We start from the raw sequence: 15877 nt of genomic DNA on the forward strand, positions 1-15877 counted from the left end.
CAAATCAAACACAACGCCAACTGCGCAGCCACCCGGCAAACCCCAACCGAACATCTATCCTTCAAAAAGGTCAACCAAGGGAGAACAACGGACCGGAGGGATGCTCATCGTGCATATCGCTGACATAACCATGTTCTACGCCCCTGCCAGCGGTGGCGTGCGCACGTATCTGGATGCCAAACACCGACGCCTGGGCATCAAGCCCGGCATTCGCCACAGCCTGCTGATTCCCGGCGCCCACCTGGGTGAACAGGACGGCGTATACACTGTTCCCGCCCCCGCCCTGCCCTTCGGCAAAGGCTATCGTTTTCCCGTTCGCCTCGCCCCCTGGCGAAATGTCCTGCAGGATCTGCAGCCCGACCTGATTGAAGTCGGCGACCCTTACCTCACGGCCTGGGCAGCCCTGGACGCGCGACGTCAGCTGGATGTTCCGGTGATTGGCTTTTATCACTCGGATTTGCCGCTGCTGTGCAGCAATCGCATGGGCAACTGGGTGACACCCAATGTCGAAGCCTATGTCAGGAAGCTGTATGGCAACTTCGATCGGGTACTCGCGCCCAGCCAGGTCATGGCCGACAAGCTGATTGGCCTGGGGGTGAAAAATGTCTATGTGCAGCCTTTGGGCGTCGACCTGCAAACCTTCCACCCTGGTGCTCGCGACACGGGGCTGCGGGCGGAACTGGGCATTGCCGAAGACAGCCGCCTGCTGATCTTTGCCGGTCGCGGTTCCAAGGAAAAAAACCTGCCCGTGCTGCTCGATTGCATGAAGCGACTGGGCCCGCGCTTTCACCTGCTGCTGGTGGGTTCATCGATGCCCGCACTCGTGCCGGATAACGTCACGGTGATCGATGAGTTCTGCCCGGCGCCGCAAGTGGCTCGCCTGATGGCCAGTTCCGATGCACTACTGCACGCCGGCGATCAGGAAACCTTCGGCCTGGTGATTCTCGAAGCCATGGCCAGCGGTATCCCGGTAATCGCTGTAGCGGCCGGGGCCTTTCAGGAAATCGTCACCGACCAGTGCGGCCTGCTCTGCGCACCCAACAGTCCGGCGGCAATGGCCAGTGCCGTCCACGCGTTATTCAGTTCGGGCAGTACGGCCCTGGGTCAACAGGCTCGCCGTCATGTGGAACAGCATTACGCCTGGGATACGGTGGTCGACAGCCTGCTGGGGCATTATCATGCTGTGCTGGGCACGCAATGGCCGCTGATCGCCAATGGTTGAATCCGCGAATCCTCCCTGCCTGCTGCTGGTGCTGCACGATGTCGCACCGCAGACCTGGCCCGACTATCAGCCTTTCGTCGAAGCTGTCGATGCCCTGGGCGCGGTGCCGATGACCTGGCTGGTGGTACCGGACTTCCACAAACACAATGACCTGCAAGCGCACCCGGACTTTCGCCGACTACTGTCCCACCGTCTGGCCCGGGGTGACGAACTGGCGCTGCACGGCTATTTTCATTGCGACGAAGGTTCACCGCCGAGCACCCCACGAGACTGGTTCATGCGCCGTATCTACACCCACGAAGGTGAGTTTTATCACCTGACCGAGCAGCAAGCGCTGTCCCGCCTGCAGGCTGGCATCGAGATGTTCCGGCGCTACGACTGGCCCCTGGAAGGGTTCGTCGCGCCGGCCTGGTTGATGAGTGCCGGAACACGGCAAGCCCTGCGCCAGTTGCCGCTGAGCTACACCAGTGATCCACAGCACCTCTACCGCCTGCCCGACTTCAGCGTTGTGGACGCGCCGGGACTGGTGTGGAGCGCCCGCAGTGCCTGGCGTCGCGGCCTGTCGAAGTGGCTCAGCGACCGCCGGGAGCAACGCTGGCAGCAAGCGCCGGTGATTCGCCTCGGCCTGCATCCAGTGGACATGCGCCACCGGTTTTCCCGGGATTACTGGCTGCAAACCGTCAAGCGTCTGCTGGATCAGGGGCGTAGGCCGCTGACCAAGGCCGACTGGTTGCGACTGCCAGACGCAGCTGTCGGTCGCCGCGCATGAGCCGCGTCATTCTTCTGCTCGTCGCGCTGTTGGTGGCGGTGCTGATCCCGTCCCTGCTGGGCGGAAATGAAACCTGGTATCGGTTGCGGCATTTCCCCCTGCACTGGCTGCTGATCATGTTCGGCATGATTCTGTCGTGCTGGGTCCTGAACACCCTGCGCCTGCGGCTGTTATTGGGCGATCAGTGTCACAAGGTCGGCCGGCTGAAAAGTCTTGGGGTGGTGATGGCCGCCGAGTTTGCCTATTGCGCTACGCCTGGAGGCAGCGGCGGACCTCTGACGATCATGGCCTTGCTCTCGCGCCAGGGCGTTCGCCCGGCCAGGGGCAGCGCGGTGTTTGCGATGGATCAGCTCAGTGACCTGGTGTTCTTCCTGTGCGCGCTGAGCGGGATCCTGATCTACGCACTGTTCCAGCACCTGAGCCAGCGAATGGAATGGCTGTTGATGGTCAGCGCCATTTCAATGTTTGGCGGCCTGGTCAGTTGCGTCGCGGTGGCGCGCTACCACCGACTGCTGATCCGCCTGAGCGGCCGCCTGCTGGCGCGTCTCAATGTCAAAGCCTCAACGCGCCTGCGCTGGGCACGCAAACTCCTGCACTTTCTCGCCGCATTCACCGACACCCTGAAACTTCCCCGTCAGACGCTGATCAAGGTATTTGCACTGACCTGCCTGCATTGGGGTTTGCGTTACAGCGTGTTGTACCTGGCCGTGCGTGGCCTGGGGGCGGACTTGCAGTGGGCCTGGACGTTCCTGATCCAGATGCTGTCACTCAGCGCCGGGCAGTTCAGCCTGTTGCCCGGCGGCGCCGGAGCGGCAGAACTGACCTCGGCCGCGTTGCTGGCGCCGATGGTGGGCAAGTCGACGGCGGCGGCGGCCATCCTGATCTGGCGGGCCGTGACTTATTACTTCTATCTGGTGGTGGGAGGACCGGTGTTCTTTTTGCTGCTGGGGCGGCCGCTGCTGAGGAAGTTGATGAGGTTCAAGCAGGCTTAGGGGTGGTTTGCCCCGAAGTTTCCACGGGGCCCAAATCCTCGTCCTCTGGATGCAACGTCTCCCACAACTCCCGCGCGCCTGGAAACTCCGTGCCATCCTCGGCACTCAAGTCATCGGGATCGTAACGACTCAAACAGCCCTCCCCCAACGTCGCGGGAGGCGTGGAAGTCGCCTTGTCGAGTGGATCAGCCATTAACAAATCCTCACTGCATAAACAACAAAGGGCCTGCCGCGATTGAACGCCCAGGCCCTTCGAAATTCAACAAGGTGGTGCGGCTATCAGAACACCACAGTCTTGTTGCCGTGGACCAACACCCGATCTTCGAGGTGATAACGCAGGCCACGGGCCAACACCATCTTCTCTACATCCCGGCCAAATCGCACCATGTCTTCAATGCTGTCGCTATGGCTGACACGCACCACGTCCTGTTCGATGATCGGACCGGCGTCCAGCTCTTCGGTCACGTAGTGGCAAGTGGCACCGATCAACTTCACGCCACGCAGCGAAGCCTGGTGATACGGCTTGGCACCAACGAACGAAGGCAGGAAGCTGTGGTGAATGTTGATCACCTTGTGCGCGTACTCGCTGCACAACTCCGGCGGCAGGATCTGCATGTATCGGGCAAGTACCACCACCTCGGCATCGTGCTGTTTGACCAGACGCGAGACTTCCTTGAATGCCGGTTCCTTATCCTGCGGGTTCACCGGAACGTGGTAGTAAGGAATACCATGCCACTCGACCATGCTGCGCAAGTCATCGTGGTTGGAAATCACGCAGGAGATTTCGCAATCGAGCTCATCGCTGTGCCAGCGGTGCAGCAGGTCAGCCAGGCAGTGGGATTCACGGCTGGCCATCAATACAACACGTTTCTTCTGTGCGGTATCGGTAATGCGCCAGTTCATCGAGAACTCTTCGGCAATAGGTGCGAAGGCCTCGCGAAAAGCTTCAATACCAAAAGGCAGCGAGTCGGCACGGATTTCGTGACGCATGAAGAACCAGCCACTGAGGTTGTCCGAGTGATGGCTCGCTTCAGTGATCCAGCCATTATGTGACGCCAGAAAGTTACTGACTTTAGCAACGATACCGACGCGGTCCGGGCAAGCAATCACCAGCCGAAAAGTGCGCATGAGGGGGAAACTCCAGAACTTCGCAAAGGCCGCCATTCTAGCGATTACGCAGCAAAACTGCAGTACTGATGATGGCGGGTGTTGCGCCTGGCCCGGGGAAACAGCTCCGGCAACGGTTCCGCTGCGCGCGATGGTGCTCTGACAGCCGATATTCAAGCGACAATTGTGAAGATGGGCGAAGACCGGTTCAGAGTGTTTAATTGCCCGCACAATTTATCGCCTACTCATCGTAAGTGAATTAAATAAACTTCGGTTAAATGTTTACTTGATGAAACACCCTGACTATTATTGGCGCACTGTCACCTGCTATCCAGCGTCCATCATAAGGTAGTCCTCATGTCCTTGATCAACGAATATCGCGCCACCGAAGAAGCTATTAAAGAGCTGCAAGCCCGGTTGAAGAATCTGTCCCAAGACGACAAACTGCAAACCGAGCTGGAATTCGAAGGCAAACTGCGCACCTTGATGGGCGAGTACTCCAAGTCCCTGCGCGACATCATTGCGCTGTTGGATCCGGAATCCAAAACCAAGGCTCCACGCGGTGGCGCAGTAAAAACTACTGGCACCAAGCGTGCTCGCAAAGTTAAACAATACAAAAACCCGCACAACGGTGAAGTCATCGAAACCAAAGGTGGCAACCACAAGACTCTGAAAGAGTGGAAAGCCAAGTGGGGCGGTGACGTGGTTGAAGGCTGGGCGACTCTGCTGGGCTAAGCCACAGAGCGTGGCGCAGACTGATCCGCGCCAAAAAAAACGCCAGCTAAATGCTGGCGTTTTTTTATGCCCGGCATTCAACACCGGGCATGTTCGTTTTCAAAGGTTCAAACGAACCCGTAATACCTGGACATATTTTTGCCAGTCATCCAGCACTGCACACTGCTCCGGCGTGGCAGTAAGCATCAGTTGAGCTGCGGCCTCTGCAAAAGAGTTGAGGGTATTGGGCGCGCCCCACTCAGGTGCAGACAAACGCTGCCGACAGAATATCTGCCAGCGTTCCTGTTCTTCGAAACTCAGGGTGTCAGGGAAGTTGCGCGCGCGATATCGAAACAATAATTCTGGGAGGCGTTCATCATCGAACGGCCACTTCTGTTGTGCCAGTTGCGCGGGATCTGCCGACCGGACTTGTTCACACAAACGCCGATCCCGATCGCCGATAAAACCATCGTATAACTGTTGTTCCGGGTCATCACTGGCAGGAAAACCTTCGCGGGCATAGATCGCCTGAACTTTATCTTTCCAAACTTGCTGTGCGTCACTTAGCCGCAGCGCACGCGCCTGATAAAGCGTCATGTCCAGCCCAAGGCGGTGCTGATCCTGCTCACGCAGTACCGACAAGGGCGCTACGACCGGGCACTTGTTGATGTGAATAAGTTTCAACGGCACCGGCAATTCGCCCTCGGCCAGATCATCGCTGCGGGTATACAGGCGCTCGCGAAGCGCTTCGGCATCCAGATCGAGCAAGCATTGGGGATCGAGGTGCAAGTCACAGACAATCAGGGCGTTCTTGTTTTTCGGGTGCCACGCCAGGGGCAAGACCACCCCGACATAGTTGCGCGCCGCCGAGAAGCGCCCGGAGATGTGCACCATGGGTTGCAGCAGACGGATCTGATCCAGCACCTTCTGCTTGCCGCGCAACTGAAAGAGCCAGTCGTAAAGTTTTGGCTGCTTTTGCCGGATCAGCCGCGCCAGGGCGATAGTGGCGCGCACGTCCGACAGCGCTTCGTGGGCGTTGCCGTGGTCGATGCCGTTGGCTGCCGTCAGGCGTTCGAGCTTGAGTGTCACTCTACCCTGTTCGTCCGTCGGCCACGCCAGGCCATCGGGGCGCAGGGCGTAGGCGGCGCGCACCACGTCGATCAGGTCCCAGCGGCTGTTACCGCCCTGCCACTCGCGGGCGTAAGGGTCGAAGAAATTCCGGTACAGGCTGTAACGGGTCATTTCATCGTCGAAGCGCAACGTGTTGTAGCCGGCGCCGCAGGTGCCCGGTGCGGCGAGTTGGGCGTGCACCCGGGTCATGAAATCGGCTTCGCTCAAACCTCGCTCGGCCAGGCACCCGGGCGTGATGCCGGTGATCGCACAGGCGGCAGGATGCGGCAGGATATCTTCGCTGGGCTGGCAGTACAGGTTGACCGGCTCGTCAATTTCATTCAGCGCGAAGTCGGTGCGGATGCCGGCAACTTGCAGCGGGCGATCGCAGCGCGGATTGATGCCGGTGGTTTCATAGTCGTACCAGAAGATGGAAGTCACGGGCTGTTCCTGAACTGAAGATCGGCAAAGTCTAGGCGTTCAAGCAAGGCTGCGGCCAGTGCTGATGTGATTCCGGCAGCGCAAGTTGCATACGGGGTATTACATTGTGATGTCGTTTCCCCCCGCGAGGCTGTTAGCATCCAGTCGATCGAATCCCGAACAGGCTACATCAAGGTTGCCCATGCTCGAGACCCCGGCACTGCCAAGGAAAGCGACGCTGTCACCGCCACTGGACACGCGGCATCAGGTCGAGACGCCAGAGGGCATCGACCTGCCACTGCGTCCGGCCGGGCTGGTGGTACGTGTACTGGCTTTCTCCATCGACCTGGCCTTGCGCGGCTTGATCCTCGGCTTGCTGTTCATCGTGCTGTCTTTTCTGGGCAAGCTCGGCGCTGGCCTGGGTTCGATCCTGCTGTTCGTCGTGAGCTGGTGGTACATGGTGCTGTTTGAAGTGCTCAACCAGGGCCGTTCGCCGGGCAAGCAGTGGATGGGGTTGCGCGTCGTACAGGACGATGGCACCCCGGTCGGCTGGTCCGCCTCGCTGTTGCGCAACCTGCTGCGGTTCGTTGACATGCTGCCCTTCGGCTATGCCCTGGGCGCGATCAGTTGCCTGCAACACCCTACCTTCAAACGCCTGGGCGACCTCGCCGCCGGCACGCTGGTGATCTACCGCGAACAACCGCCCAAGCGCCCGGCGCTGCCTGACGTCGAACCCCGTCGTCCCGTGGTGACCCTTACCCTGGCCGAGCAGCGGGCCATCCTCGGATTTGCCGAACGTCAGGGTGACCTTTCTGCAGCACGGGCCGGCGAGCTGGCCGCCATCGTCGCCCAACCCTTGCAACTCCACGAACCGAAGGCCGTCGCCGAACTCGGCGGGATTGCCCGCGGCTTGATGGGGCCGGCATGAAGCAGAGTCTGTTCGAGAACCGCCACAAGGTTGAATGGGAGCGATTTTCCCTGACGCTCGACGGCCTGGAACGGGGTAAAAAAACCTCCGGCGCGAGCAGTTTCCCTGCGGACTACCGTCGCCTGTGCCATCAACTGGCGCTGGCCCGTGAGCGTGGCTACAGCAGCTTCCTGGTTGACTCATTGCAGCAACTGGCCCTGCGTGGTCATCAGCAACTGTACCGCCAACGCGGCCAGCTGGGAGCCAAGACCTTGGCGTTTATCCTGGCCGACTTTCCGCGACTGGTGCGCGAGCAGTGGCACTTCGTCCTCGCGGCAGGCCTGTTGTTCTTCGCCAGCCTGATCGGTTTTGCGCTGCTGGTTTACTGGTTTCCGGAGCTGATCTACAACCTGATTCCGGCGGAGCAGGTCAGGCAAATGCAGGAAATGTATAACCCCGAATCCGGTCAGCTGGGGCGCACGCCGGAACGGGCCGCCAGCGAGGATTGGGTGATGTTCGGCTACTACATCATGCACAACATCGGCATCGCCTTTCAGACCTTCGCCAGCGGGTTGCTGTTTGGCCTTGGCAGCGCGTTTTTCCTGGTCTTCAACGGCTTGATGATCGGCGCGGTGGCCGGCCACCTGACCCATATCGGCTTCGGGCAAACCTTCTGGTCGTTCGTGATCGGGCACGGCGCCTTTGAACTCACGGCCATCGTGCTGGCGGGTGCTGCGGGCCTGCAACTGGGCTGGGCGTTGATCGCGCCGGGACGGCTGAGGCGCGCCGAGGCCTTGCGAACGGCGGCCAGGACAAGCGTGGGGCTGATCTGTGGGGTGATGCTGTTTCTGGTAATTGCCGCGTTTATCGAAGCGTACTGGTCATCGATGACCGGGCCGGCACCCGCCATCAAGTACCTGGTCGGCGCCGTGCTCTGGTCATTGGTCAGCGCGTATCTACTGTTTGCCGGACGGACGCGCCATGCGCCTGAGTGATGCAACGGTCGTGATTCGCCCCCGCCGAACCTGGGAAGCCATGGACCTGGGTGTGCTGCTATGCCAGCGTCATCGCCGCTTGCTGATGACCAGTTGGGCCATCGTGACCCTGCCCGTTTTTGCGCTGCTTAGTGTGCTGCTATGGGATTCACCCACCCTGGCCGTGTTCATCTTCTGGTGGTTGAAACCGGCATTCGAGCGCCTGCCATTGTTCATCCTGTCGACAGCACTGTTCGGTGAAACACCGACATTAAAACAGGCGCTGCGCCAATGGCCGCGGCTGCTAAAGCCTCAGTTAATCGCCAGCCTGACCTGGCGCCGCCTGAGCCTGAGCCGCAGTTTCCTGATGCCTGTCATGCAACTCGAAGGCCTCGATGGCCAGGCAAGGGAACAGCGCCTGCAGGTCCTGATGCAGCGCGACGCCAATGCGGCGCGCTGGCTGACGGTCATCGGCGTGCACCTGGAGAGCACATTGTGGATTGGCCTGATGGTGCTGTTCTATCTGCTGCTGCCGCAACAGATTGAAGTCGACTGGGGCTGGCAAGCCTTGATTTCCGCCAGTCAGCAGGACTGGGGGTGGCTCGAACACCTGAGCAATCTCTTTTACGTGCTGGTGTTGATCGTGTGGGAACCGATCTATGTAGCCTGTGGTTTCAGCCTGTACCTGAACCGGCGCACGGTGCTGGAGGCCTGGGACCTCGAACTGGTGTTTCGCCGACTGCGCCAGCGCCTGAGCACTGCCGCCATTGTACTGCTGGCGAGTTTTTTAATGATGCCCACGATGCAAGATTCCTGGGCCGCAGTGCCGGCCGTTTCCCCTGATAGCCCGCGCCTTCTGGAACAACCCCTGACCAGCCAGGCCTCCCGGGACAGCATCAAGGCAATCCTTGATAACCCGCCGTTCAAGAATAAAGAAACCGTGACCCGCTATCGCTTCGGCGAAGAGCAAGCGGGCCCTGGAAACGCTGATGATGACCCCACCCCTGGCTGGCTCAAGGCATTACTCGAACTGCTCAACGCACAGCGTTTCGGCGCAGTGGCGACGCTGCTCGAAGCGTTGCTGTGGGGCGCAGTGATCGGGGCGGCGGGCTTGTTGATCTGGCATTACCGCGACTGGCTGCAGGCCTTCGTCAGCCGTCGTCCGCCAACAAACCGAAAAACACTGCAGGCGCCGCCCCGGCAGGCATTCGGCCTCGACCTTGGCCGCGAAACCTTGCCCGCCGACATTGCCGCCAGTGCCGAACGGCTGTGGCAGACCCAACCCCGAGAAGCCTTGGGCTTGCTCTATCGTGCCCTGCTAAGCCACTTGCTGCACGACTTCAACATGCCGCTGAAACCGGCCGACACCGAAGGCGAGGTGCTGCAGCGTATCGAACAATTGAACCAGCCGGCATTGGTCGCCTTCAGTAAAAGCCTTACCGGTCACTGGCAGAACATGGCCTACGGGCATTGCGTGCCTCCCACACTGGCACAACAGCAATTGTGTGACGGCTGGCGTGCCTTGTTCGGCCCGGGAGCCTCGCGTTGAAACGCGGTTACGGCCTGGTGCTCGGCACGATCATCGCGGTGCTGGTGGCGTGCCTGGCTATCTACCTGTATCTGAAGGCCACGCCTTATCAGGAGCAGATCGATCACGGTCCCGCGCCCGAAGCCCTGGCCAACCCTTATCTGGCAGCCGAACAATTCCTGCGCAAACAGAGCCTGAGCGTCGGCCACGCCAATGGCCTCGACATCCTGCCCTCGCTCGATCCGCGCCAGCACAGCCTGTTGCTGTTCGGCGATCGGTACAACATGACGCCCAGGCAGGTCGACCAGATCATGAACTGGACCCGTGCAGGCGGGCGCCTGGTGTTCGTCGCTGAGTCCCTGTGGGATGACAGGACCGGGCAAAGCAACGACCTGCTGCTCGACCGCGTACAGCTGCATCAATCCCTGAGCAAGGACCTGAAAGATCCGCCGACAGCGCCCGGTGATAACCCCTACCCCAAACTCACCAAGCTTTACCTGGAAGATGACGCAGGGCCGGCCTACGCCGGTTTCGACACCGCCTTTCATCTCGAAGACCCGCACAACCTGGCGCAGGCCTGGGCCAACAGCGCCAAGGCCACGCACATGATGCAACTCAATCACGGATTGGGCTCGATCGTGGTGGTTACCGACGCCGACCTGTGGAAAAACCCGGCCATCGACCAGTACGACAATGCCTGGCTGCTCTGGTACCTCACCGCCGATACGCAGGTGACGTTGGTGTTCAATACCGATCACGACAACCTGGTGACCCTGCTGCTGCGCTATTTCCCCCAGGCACTGGTGGCGTTGATCGCGCTGATCGGCCTGGGCTGCTGGCACGCCGGCGTACGCCATGGCCCGTTGCAGGAACCCCCTGCGCCAGCGCGCCGCCAACTGCTGGAACACTTGCGCGCCAGCGCTGCTTTCATGCTGCGCCGCAATGGCCAGCAGAGCCTGCTGCAAGCCTTGCGACAGGACATCCTGCGGCGCGTGCGACGCCGTCACCAGGGGTTTGATCAACTCGGCGTCGCCGAACAATGGCTGGTGCTGTCACGCCTGACCGGCCACCCCACACGCGCTATTAGCCAGGCCATGAGCCCGCGACCGAAGCAGCGGCTCAACAGCGCCGACTTCAGCCGCCAGGTGGCCCACCTGCAATCCTTGAGGAACGCCTTATGATGAGTGAACAGCCAGAACCTGGAACGCCAAGCCACGCTGCCCAGCAACGCCTGCGCGCCAGCCAGCTGGCCCAGGCGGTCAGGGCTGAGTTGCAGAAGGCACTGATCGGCCAGGATTCAGTGATCGATGACGTGCTGACCGCCCTGATCGCGGGCGGACATGTCCTGCTCGAAGGGGTGCCGGGACTGGGCAAGACCCTGCTGGTGCGCGCCCTGGCCCGATGCTTCGGCGGTGAATTTGCGCGCATCCAGTTCACCCCGGACCTGATGCCCAGCGACGTCACCGGGCACGCGGTCTACGACCTGCAGACCGAACAGTTCAAGTTGCGCAAGGGTCCGCTGTTCACCAACCTGCTGCTGGCCGATGAGATCAACCGCGCCCCGGCCAAGACGCAGGCGGCGCTGCTGGAAGCCATGCAGGAACGCCAAGTCACCCTCGAAGGCCGCGCCCTGCCCATCGCGCAACCGTTCATGGTGCTCGCCACGCAAAACCCGATCGAACAGGAAGGCACCTACCCTCTGCCCGAAGCTGAACTGGACCGCTTCATGCTCAAGGTGCGCATGGATTATCCCGACGCCAGCCAGGAATTGGACATGGTGCGTCAGGTCACCCGCTCGACCCGCGCCGACATGCTCGACGTACAGCCTTTGCGCACGGTGCTACAGGCCAAGGACGTACTGGCCCTGCAGCGCATTGCCAGCGACCTGGCACTGGATGACCAGGTGCTCGACTACGCCGTTCGCCTGGCGCGCACCACCCGCAGCTGGCCGGGCCTGACCCTTGGCGCCGGGCCACGGGCATCCATCGCGCTGGTGCGCTGTGCCCGGGCGCGGGCGTTGTTGCGCGGCGGCGAGTTCGTGATCCCCGATGACATCAAAGGCTGCGCCCTTGCGGTACTGCGCCATCGGGTGCGCATTACCCCGGAGCTGGATATCGAAGGCCTGGACGTTGACCAGGTGCTCAGGCAGTTGCTCGATCAAGTGCCGGCACCGCGGCTGTGAAACCCTCGCGCCTGCTGCTGATCTGGCTGGCATTGCTGCTGGCCATCGGTATCGCGCTCGGAGCGTTACGCGCGCTCGGCGTCGCGCTGCCCGCCAGTCTGGCGTCGATCAGTTGGGGATTGCTCCTGGCGCTGCTGATGCTGGCGATCCTCGACGCCGTGCGTGCCAGCCGCCAAGCCTCGCCGCGGATCACCCGGCATATGCCCACAAGCCTGGCTCTGGGGCGCTGGAGTGACGTGCGACTGGAGGTCGAACATGACTCAGCACACTCACGAATCCTTGAACTGCATGACCACGCTCCCGATGGCCTGAGCGTCGAGAACCTGCCACTGTCGGTCGAACTTCAACCGGGACATCGCAGCCAGCTCAGTTATCGTCTGCGCCCACTCAAGCGCGGCCACTTCAGTTTCGAACATTGCGAAATCAATCTGGCGAGTCCACTGGGCCTGTGGACCCGCAAGCGCCTGTTACCCGTGATCGACAGCACCCGCGTCTATCCCGACTTCGCCCACCTCTACGGCGGCCAGCTACTGGCAGTAGACAACTGGCTCAGCCAGCTCGGGGTGCGCCAGCGGCAACGCCGGGGCCTGGGTCTGGAGTTTCATCAGCTGCGCGAATTTCGCGAGGGTGACAGCCTGCGACAGATCGACTGGAAAGCCACCGCACGCCAGCGCACGCCGATTGCCCGGGAATACCAGGATGAACGCGACCAGCAGATCATTTTCATGCTCGACTGCGGTCGGCGCATGCGCAGCCAGGACGGCGAGCTGGCGCACTTCGATCACGCCCTCAACGCCTGCCTGCTGTTGAGCTATATCGCCTTGCGCCAGGGCGACGCCGTGGGCCTGTGCACTTTTGCCAGCGACCAGCCGCGCTATCTGGCGCCGGTCAAAGGCAGCGGCCAGCTCAACGTGTTGCTCAATGCAGTTTATGACCTGGACACCACCCAGCGCCCTGCGGATTACCAGGCAGCCGCCAGCCAGCTACTGGCCCGGCAGAAACGCCGCGCCCTGGTGGTGCTGATCACCAATCTGCGGGACGAGGACGATGAAGGCTTGCTCAGCGCCGTCCAACGCTTGGGCAAACAACACAGGGTGCTGCTGGCAAGCTTGCGCGAAGAGGTGCTCGACCGCGTGCTGCAGACTCCGGTGCAGACCCTCGAGGAATCACTCACCTACTGCGGCACGGTGGACTACATGAACTCACGGGCGCAGCTCCACGAGGGACTGAGCGCCCATGGCGTACCGGTGGTGGATGTGCGCCCGGGGGAACTGGGGGCAGCGCTGGTGACGCACTATTTAAGCCTGAAGCGCAGTGGCAGCACCTGAAGCTTGCGCTTGCTGTCAGGCCGAGGCCGGCAACGGCTGGAAACTGAAGTACTGCCTCAGGGCGCTGACCAGATACCCATATTCCGCAGGCGTTCGCTGCAGGCTGAAACCGGCATCGTAATGATGCGGCGTCGCGTCTTCGTGGCACCAAAGACAACATCCCCGCACATCGATGATCTGTTGGCTGCCATCAGTGGCCGGGATTTTGAGGCGCAAATCAAAATCGGCGCCGACCATCATCGGCAACTGGCTGATCAACATCAGCCCGTCCTCGGACACATTACCCAGGAACCCGATGGGTTTGTCTGTCACGCTGTTAAACACTCTCAGAAAATACGGCAGCTGATGCCGTTCGATCCGGCGGTTGGTGAACATGCTGAATTCGCTTTGCCAGGCCCTTAAGCAGGGCCGCACTAATGCTTCGGAACGGACCCGCCTGCGTGGGCAATGGGTACGCTCTCCCCGATCCTGGTTCGACAGTCCGTTGAACCGCTGCCGCTTACTTGGGCCGATCACAGGTGTGGCGCCTGTCTGGAGACAGGGCCCCAGACCCGGGCCCTTGGACTATAGCTCACCGCACGCGGTGAGCCAGGCTTGGTATGACAACTGTAATCAGAAACGCGTCGCCCGCACGGCGCTGGTGCTGGTGCTGCGCAGCGGGTAATGGCCCAGTGACTGCAGGGTCTCCAGGCGAGCACGGGCGCGGAACGCGTATTCGCTTTGCGGGTACGATGCGAGGATGAATTGATAGGTTTGCGCGGCATCGACAAACAGTTTCTGCCGTTCCAGGCACAATCCGCGCAACATCGACACTTCCGGCCATACATAAGGCCGCGCGCGGCTGGCGCGTTCGACTTTCGACAGTTCGAGCGTCACTTGCTCGCAATTGCCGCGGTCGTAAGCACTGTAGGCGTTATTTAAATGATGGTTCATCGACCAACGGGTGCAGCCCGTGATACTGAGGGCCAGGGCGGCTATGAGCACGAATCGCATGAGGGTTCTCCTGTCTTGAGCTCTGTATCGACCCGTCGGCGAAAATCTTCAGCAATGTTCGTTTCAACAGACAAACGAATAAGTAGTGCACGGGAACAATGACTACAACCCAAGAGCATAGTAGCCTCACTCAGCGCTTGAACTCAGGAGTCTTTGCATGTCCGTCCGTCGTACCAAAATCGTCGCTACCCTTGGCCCGGCCAGTAACTCGCCGGAAGTTCTAGAACAGCTGATTCTGGCTGGCCTGGACGTCGCCCGCCTGAACTTTTCCCACGGCACCCCCGACGAGCACAAGGCTCGCGCGAAGCTGGTGCGGGACCTTGCTGCCAAGCACGGCCGCTTCGTCGCCCTGCTGGGTGACCTGCAAGGCCCGAAAATTCGTATCGCCAAATTCGCCAACAAGAAGATCGAGCTGAAGATCGGTGATCAATTCACCTTCTCCACCAGCCATCCATTGACCGAAGGCAACCAGCAGATCGTCGGCATCGACTATCCGGACCTGGTCAAGGACTGCGGCGTGGGCGACGAGTTGTTGCTCGACGACGGTCGCGTGGTGATGCGCGTCGACACCGCGACCGCCACCGAACTGAACTGCACCGTGATCATTGGCGGTCCGCTGTCGGACCACAAAGGTATCAACCGTCGCGGCGGCGGCCTGACTGCACCGGCCCTGACCGAGAAAGACAAAGCCGACATCAAGCTGGCTGCTGAAATGGAGGTTGATTACCTCGCCGTGTCCTTCCCGCGTGACGCCGCAGACATGGAATACGCGCGCCAACTGCGCGACGAAGCTGGCGGTACCGCCTGGCTGGTGGCGAAGATCGAACGCGCCGAAGCCGTGGCCGACGATGAAACCCTCGACGGCCTGATCAAGGCTTCCGACGCGGTGATGGTTGCCCGTGGCGACCTCGGAGTGGAAATCGGCGACGCCGAGCTGGTGGGTATCCAGAAGAAAATCATCCTGCACGCTCGCCGCCACAACAAAGCCGTGATCGTGGCGACCCAGATGATGGAGTCGATGATCCAGAACCCGATGCCAACCCGTGCCGAAGTGTCCGACGTAGCCAACGCCGTGCTCGACTACACCGACGCCGTGATGCTGTCTGCCGAAAGTGCTGCCGGTCTCTACCCGCTGGAAGCCGTACAGGCCATGGCGCGCATCTGCATCGGCGCTGAAAAGCACCCAACCAGCAAGACCTCCAGCCACCGCATCGGCAAGGTTTTCGAAAGCTGCGACCAGAGCATCGCGCTGGCAGCCATGTACACCGCTAACCACTTCCCGGGCGTGAAGGCGATCATCGCCCTGACCGAAAGTGGCTACACGCCGCTGATCATGTCGCGCATCCGCTCCTCGGTACCGATTTACGCGTTCTCACCGCACCGTGAAACCCAGGCGCGCGCGGCCATGTTCCGTGGCGTCTACACCGTACCGTTCGACCCGGCATCATTGCCGCCTGAGCAAGTCAGCCAGGCTGCAATCGACGAGTTGCTCAAGCGCGGCGTCGTGGAGAAAGGCGACTGGGTGATTCTGACCAAAGGCGATAGCTACCACACCATTGGCGGCACTAACGGCATGAAGATCCTGCACGTTGGCGACCCGATGGTCTGAGACTTCAGCCAGTAAAAAGGAG

At 61.0% G+C, this 15877-nt stretch carries 16 protein-coding genes; 11 read left to right on the top strand and 5 right to left on the bottom strand.

Annotated elements, in window-relative coordinates; translation table 11 throughout:
• Positions 1–109 precede the first annotated feature (109 nt).
• The 3 genes from HYI44_RS11520 to HYI44_RS11530 are packed head-to-tail and all read left to right on the top strand — an operon-like array spanning position 110 to position 2983.
• A complete protein-coding gene (locus HYI44_RS11520) occupies positions 110–1222 on the top strand; it encodes a glycosyltransferase family 4 protein (protein WP_412548486.1) in 1113 nt (370 codons plus the stop codon).
• A complete protein-coding gene (locus tag HYI44_RS11525) occupies positions 1215–1991 on the top strand; it encodes a DUF2334 domain-containing protein (protein ID WP_122840132.1) in 777 nt (258 codons plus the stop codon). The genes HYI44_RS11520 and HYI44_RS11525 overlap by 8 nt, the downstream gene beginning before the upstream one ends.
• Positions 1988–2983, top strand: coding sequence for a lysylphosphatidylglycerol synthase transmembrane domain-containing protein (locus HYI44_RS11530; RefSeq protein WP_225569461.1), 996 nt, complete (start codon positions 1988–1990; stop codon positions 2981–2983). The genes HYI44_RS11525 and HYI44_RS11530 overlap by 4 nt, the downstream gene beginning before the upstream one ends.
• On the opposite strand, the gene HYI44_RS11535 is transcribed toward HYI44_RS11530, so the two are convergent.
• Entirely contained in the window at positions 2970–3176 is a 207-nt protein-coding gene (locus tag HYI44_RS11535; protein ID WP_122840130.1) for a hypothetical protein, read from the bottom strand. The two genes, HYI44_RS11530 and HYI44_RS11535, sit on opposite strands and share 14 nt — an antisense overlap.
• An 86-nt stretch (positions 3177–3262) precedes the next feature.
• Positions 3263–4111 carry a formyltetrahydrofolate deformylase gene (gene purU, locus HYI44_RS11540; RefSeq protein ID WP_045058252.1) on the bottom strand — a complete coding sequence of 283 codons (849 nt, stop codon included), beginning with the start codon at positions 4109–4111 and terminating at the stop codon, positions 3263–3265.
• Between the two features lie 336 nt (positions 4112–4447).
• On the opposite strand from purU, the gene mvaT reads away from it, so the two are divergent.
• Complete coding sequence (gene mvaT / locus HYI44_RS11545) at positions 4448–4825, top strand: histone-like nucleoid-structuring protein MvaT (protein ID WP_007933316.1); 378 nt, start codon at positions 4448–4450, stop codon at positions 4823–4825.
• 99 nt (positions 4826–4924) lie between these two features.
• Here mvaT and sbcB read toward each other — a convergent pair whose 3' ends face one another.
• On the bottom strand, positions 4925–6355 hold the full coding sequence (gene sbcB, locus HYI44_RS11550; RefSeq protein WP_225569462.1) for an exodeoxyribonuclease I: 1431 nt from the start codon (positions 6353–6355) through the stop codon (positions 4925–4927).
• Positions 6356–6536: 181 nt separating this feature from the next.
• On the opposite strand from sbcB, the gene HYI44_RS11555 reads away from it, so the two are divergent.
• Genes HYI44_RS11555 through HYI44_RS11580 form a run of 6 tightly spaced genes read left to right on the top strand, consistent with a single transcriptional unit; the run spans position 6537 to position 13253 of the window.
• Complete coding sequence (locus HYI44_RS11555; protein ID WP_122840128.1) at positions 6537–7262, top strand: RDD family protein; 726 nt, start codon at positions 6537–6539, stop codon at positions 7260–7262.
• Entirely contained in the window at positions 7259–8236 is a 978-nt protein-coding gene (locus HYI44_RS11560) for a stage II sporulation protein M (RefSeq protein WP_225569463.1), read from the top strand. Before HYI44_RS11555 ends, HYI44_RS11560 begins: the two co-directional genes overlap by 4 nt.
• Entirely contained in the window at positions 8223–9764 is a 1542-nt protein-coding gene (locus HYI44_RS11565) for a DUF4129 domain-containing protein (RefSeq protein WP_225569464.1), read from the top strand. Before HYI44_RS11560 ends, HYI44_RS11565 begins: the two co-directional genes overlap by 14 nt.
• A complete protein-coding gene (locus HYI44_RS11570; RefSeq protein WP_225569465.1) occupies positions 9761–10924 on the top strand; it encodes a DUF4350 domain-containing protein in 1164 nt (387 codons plus the stop codon). The genes HYI44_RS11565 and HYI44_RS11570 overlap by 4 nt, the downstream gene beginning before the upstream one ends.
• Complete coding sequence (locus HYI44_RS11575) at positions 10924–11925, top strand: AAA family ATPase (protein ID WP_225569466.1); 1002 nt, start codon at positions 10924–10926, stop codon at positions 11923–11925. Before HYI44_RS11570 ends, HYI44_RS11575 begins: the two co-directional genes overlap by 1 nt.
• The gene (locus tag HYI44_RS11580; RefSeq protein ID WP_201147054.1) at positions 11922–13253 is read left to right on the top strand and encodes a DUF58 domain-containing protein; all 1332 of its coding nucleotides are present in this window, start codon (positions 11922–11924) and stop codon (positions 13251–13253) included. The genes HYI44_RS11575 and HYI44_RS11580 overlap by 4 nt, the downstream gene beginning before the upstream one ends.
• A 15-nt stretch (positions 13254–13268) precedes the next feature.
• Here HYI44_RS11580 and HYI44_RS11585 read toward each other — a convergent pair whose 3' ends face one another.
• Both HYI44_RS11585 and HYI44_RS11590 read right to left on the bottom strand, forming a co-directional pair.
• Complete coding sequence (locus tag HYI44_RS11585; RefSeq protein ID WP_122840123.1) at positions 13269–13628, bottom strand: PilZ domain-containing protein; 360 nt, start codon at positions 13626–13628, stop codon at positions 13269–13271.
• 237 nt (positions 13629–13865) lie between these two features.
• Positions 13866–14246, bottom strand: a complete 381-nt coding sequence (locus tag HYI44_RS11590; protein ID WP_122840122.1) for a tetratricopeptide repeat protein — start codon at positions 14244–14246, stop codon at positions 13866–13868.
• Between the two features lie 157 nt (positions 14247–14403).
• Here HYI44_RS11590 and pyk point away from each other — a divergent pair, with 157 nt between their 5' ends.
• Entirely contained in the window at positions 14404–15855 is a 1452-nt protein-coding gene (gene pyk / locus HYI44_RS11595; RefSeq protein WP_122840121.1) for a pyruvate kinase, read from the top strand.
• Positions 15856–15877: the final 22 nt, after the last annotated feature.

It is taken from the genome of Pseudomonas sp. Y24-6 (assembly GCF_020295325.1).
Taxonomy (GTDB): Bacteria; Pseudomonadota; Gammaproteobacteria; order Pseudomonadales; family Pseudomonadaceae; genus Aquipseudomonas; species Aquipseudomonas gregormendelii.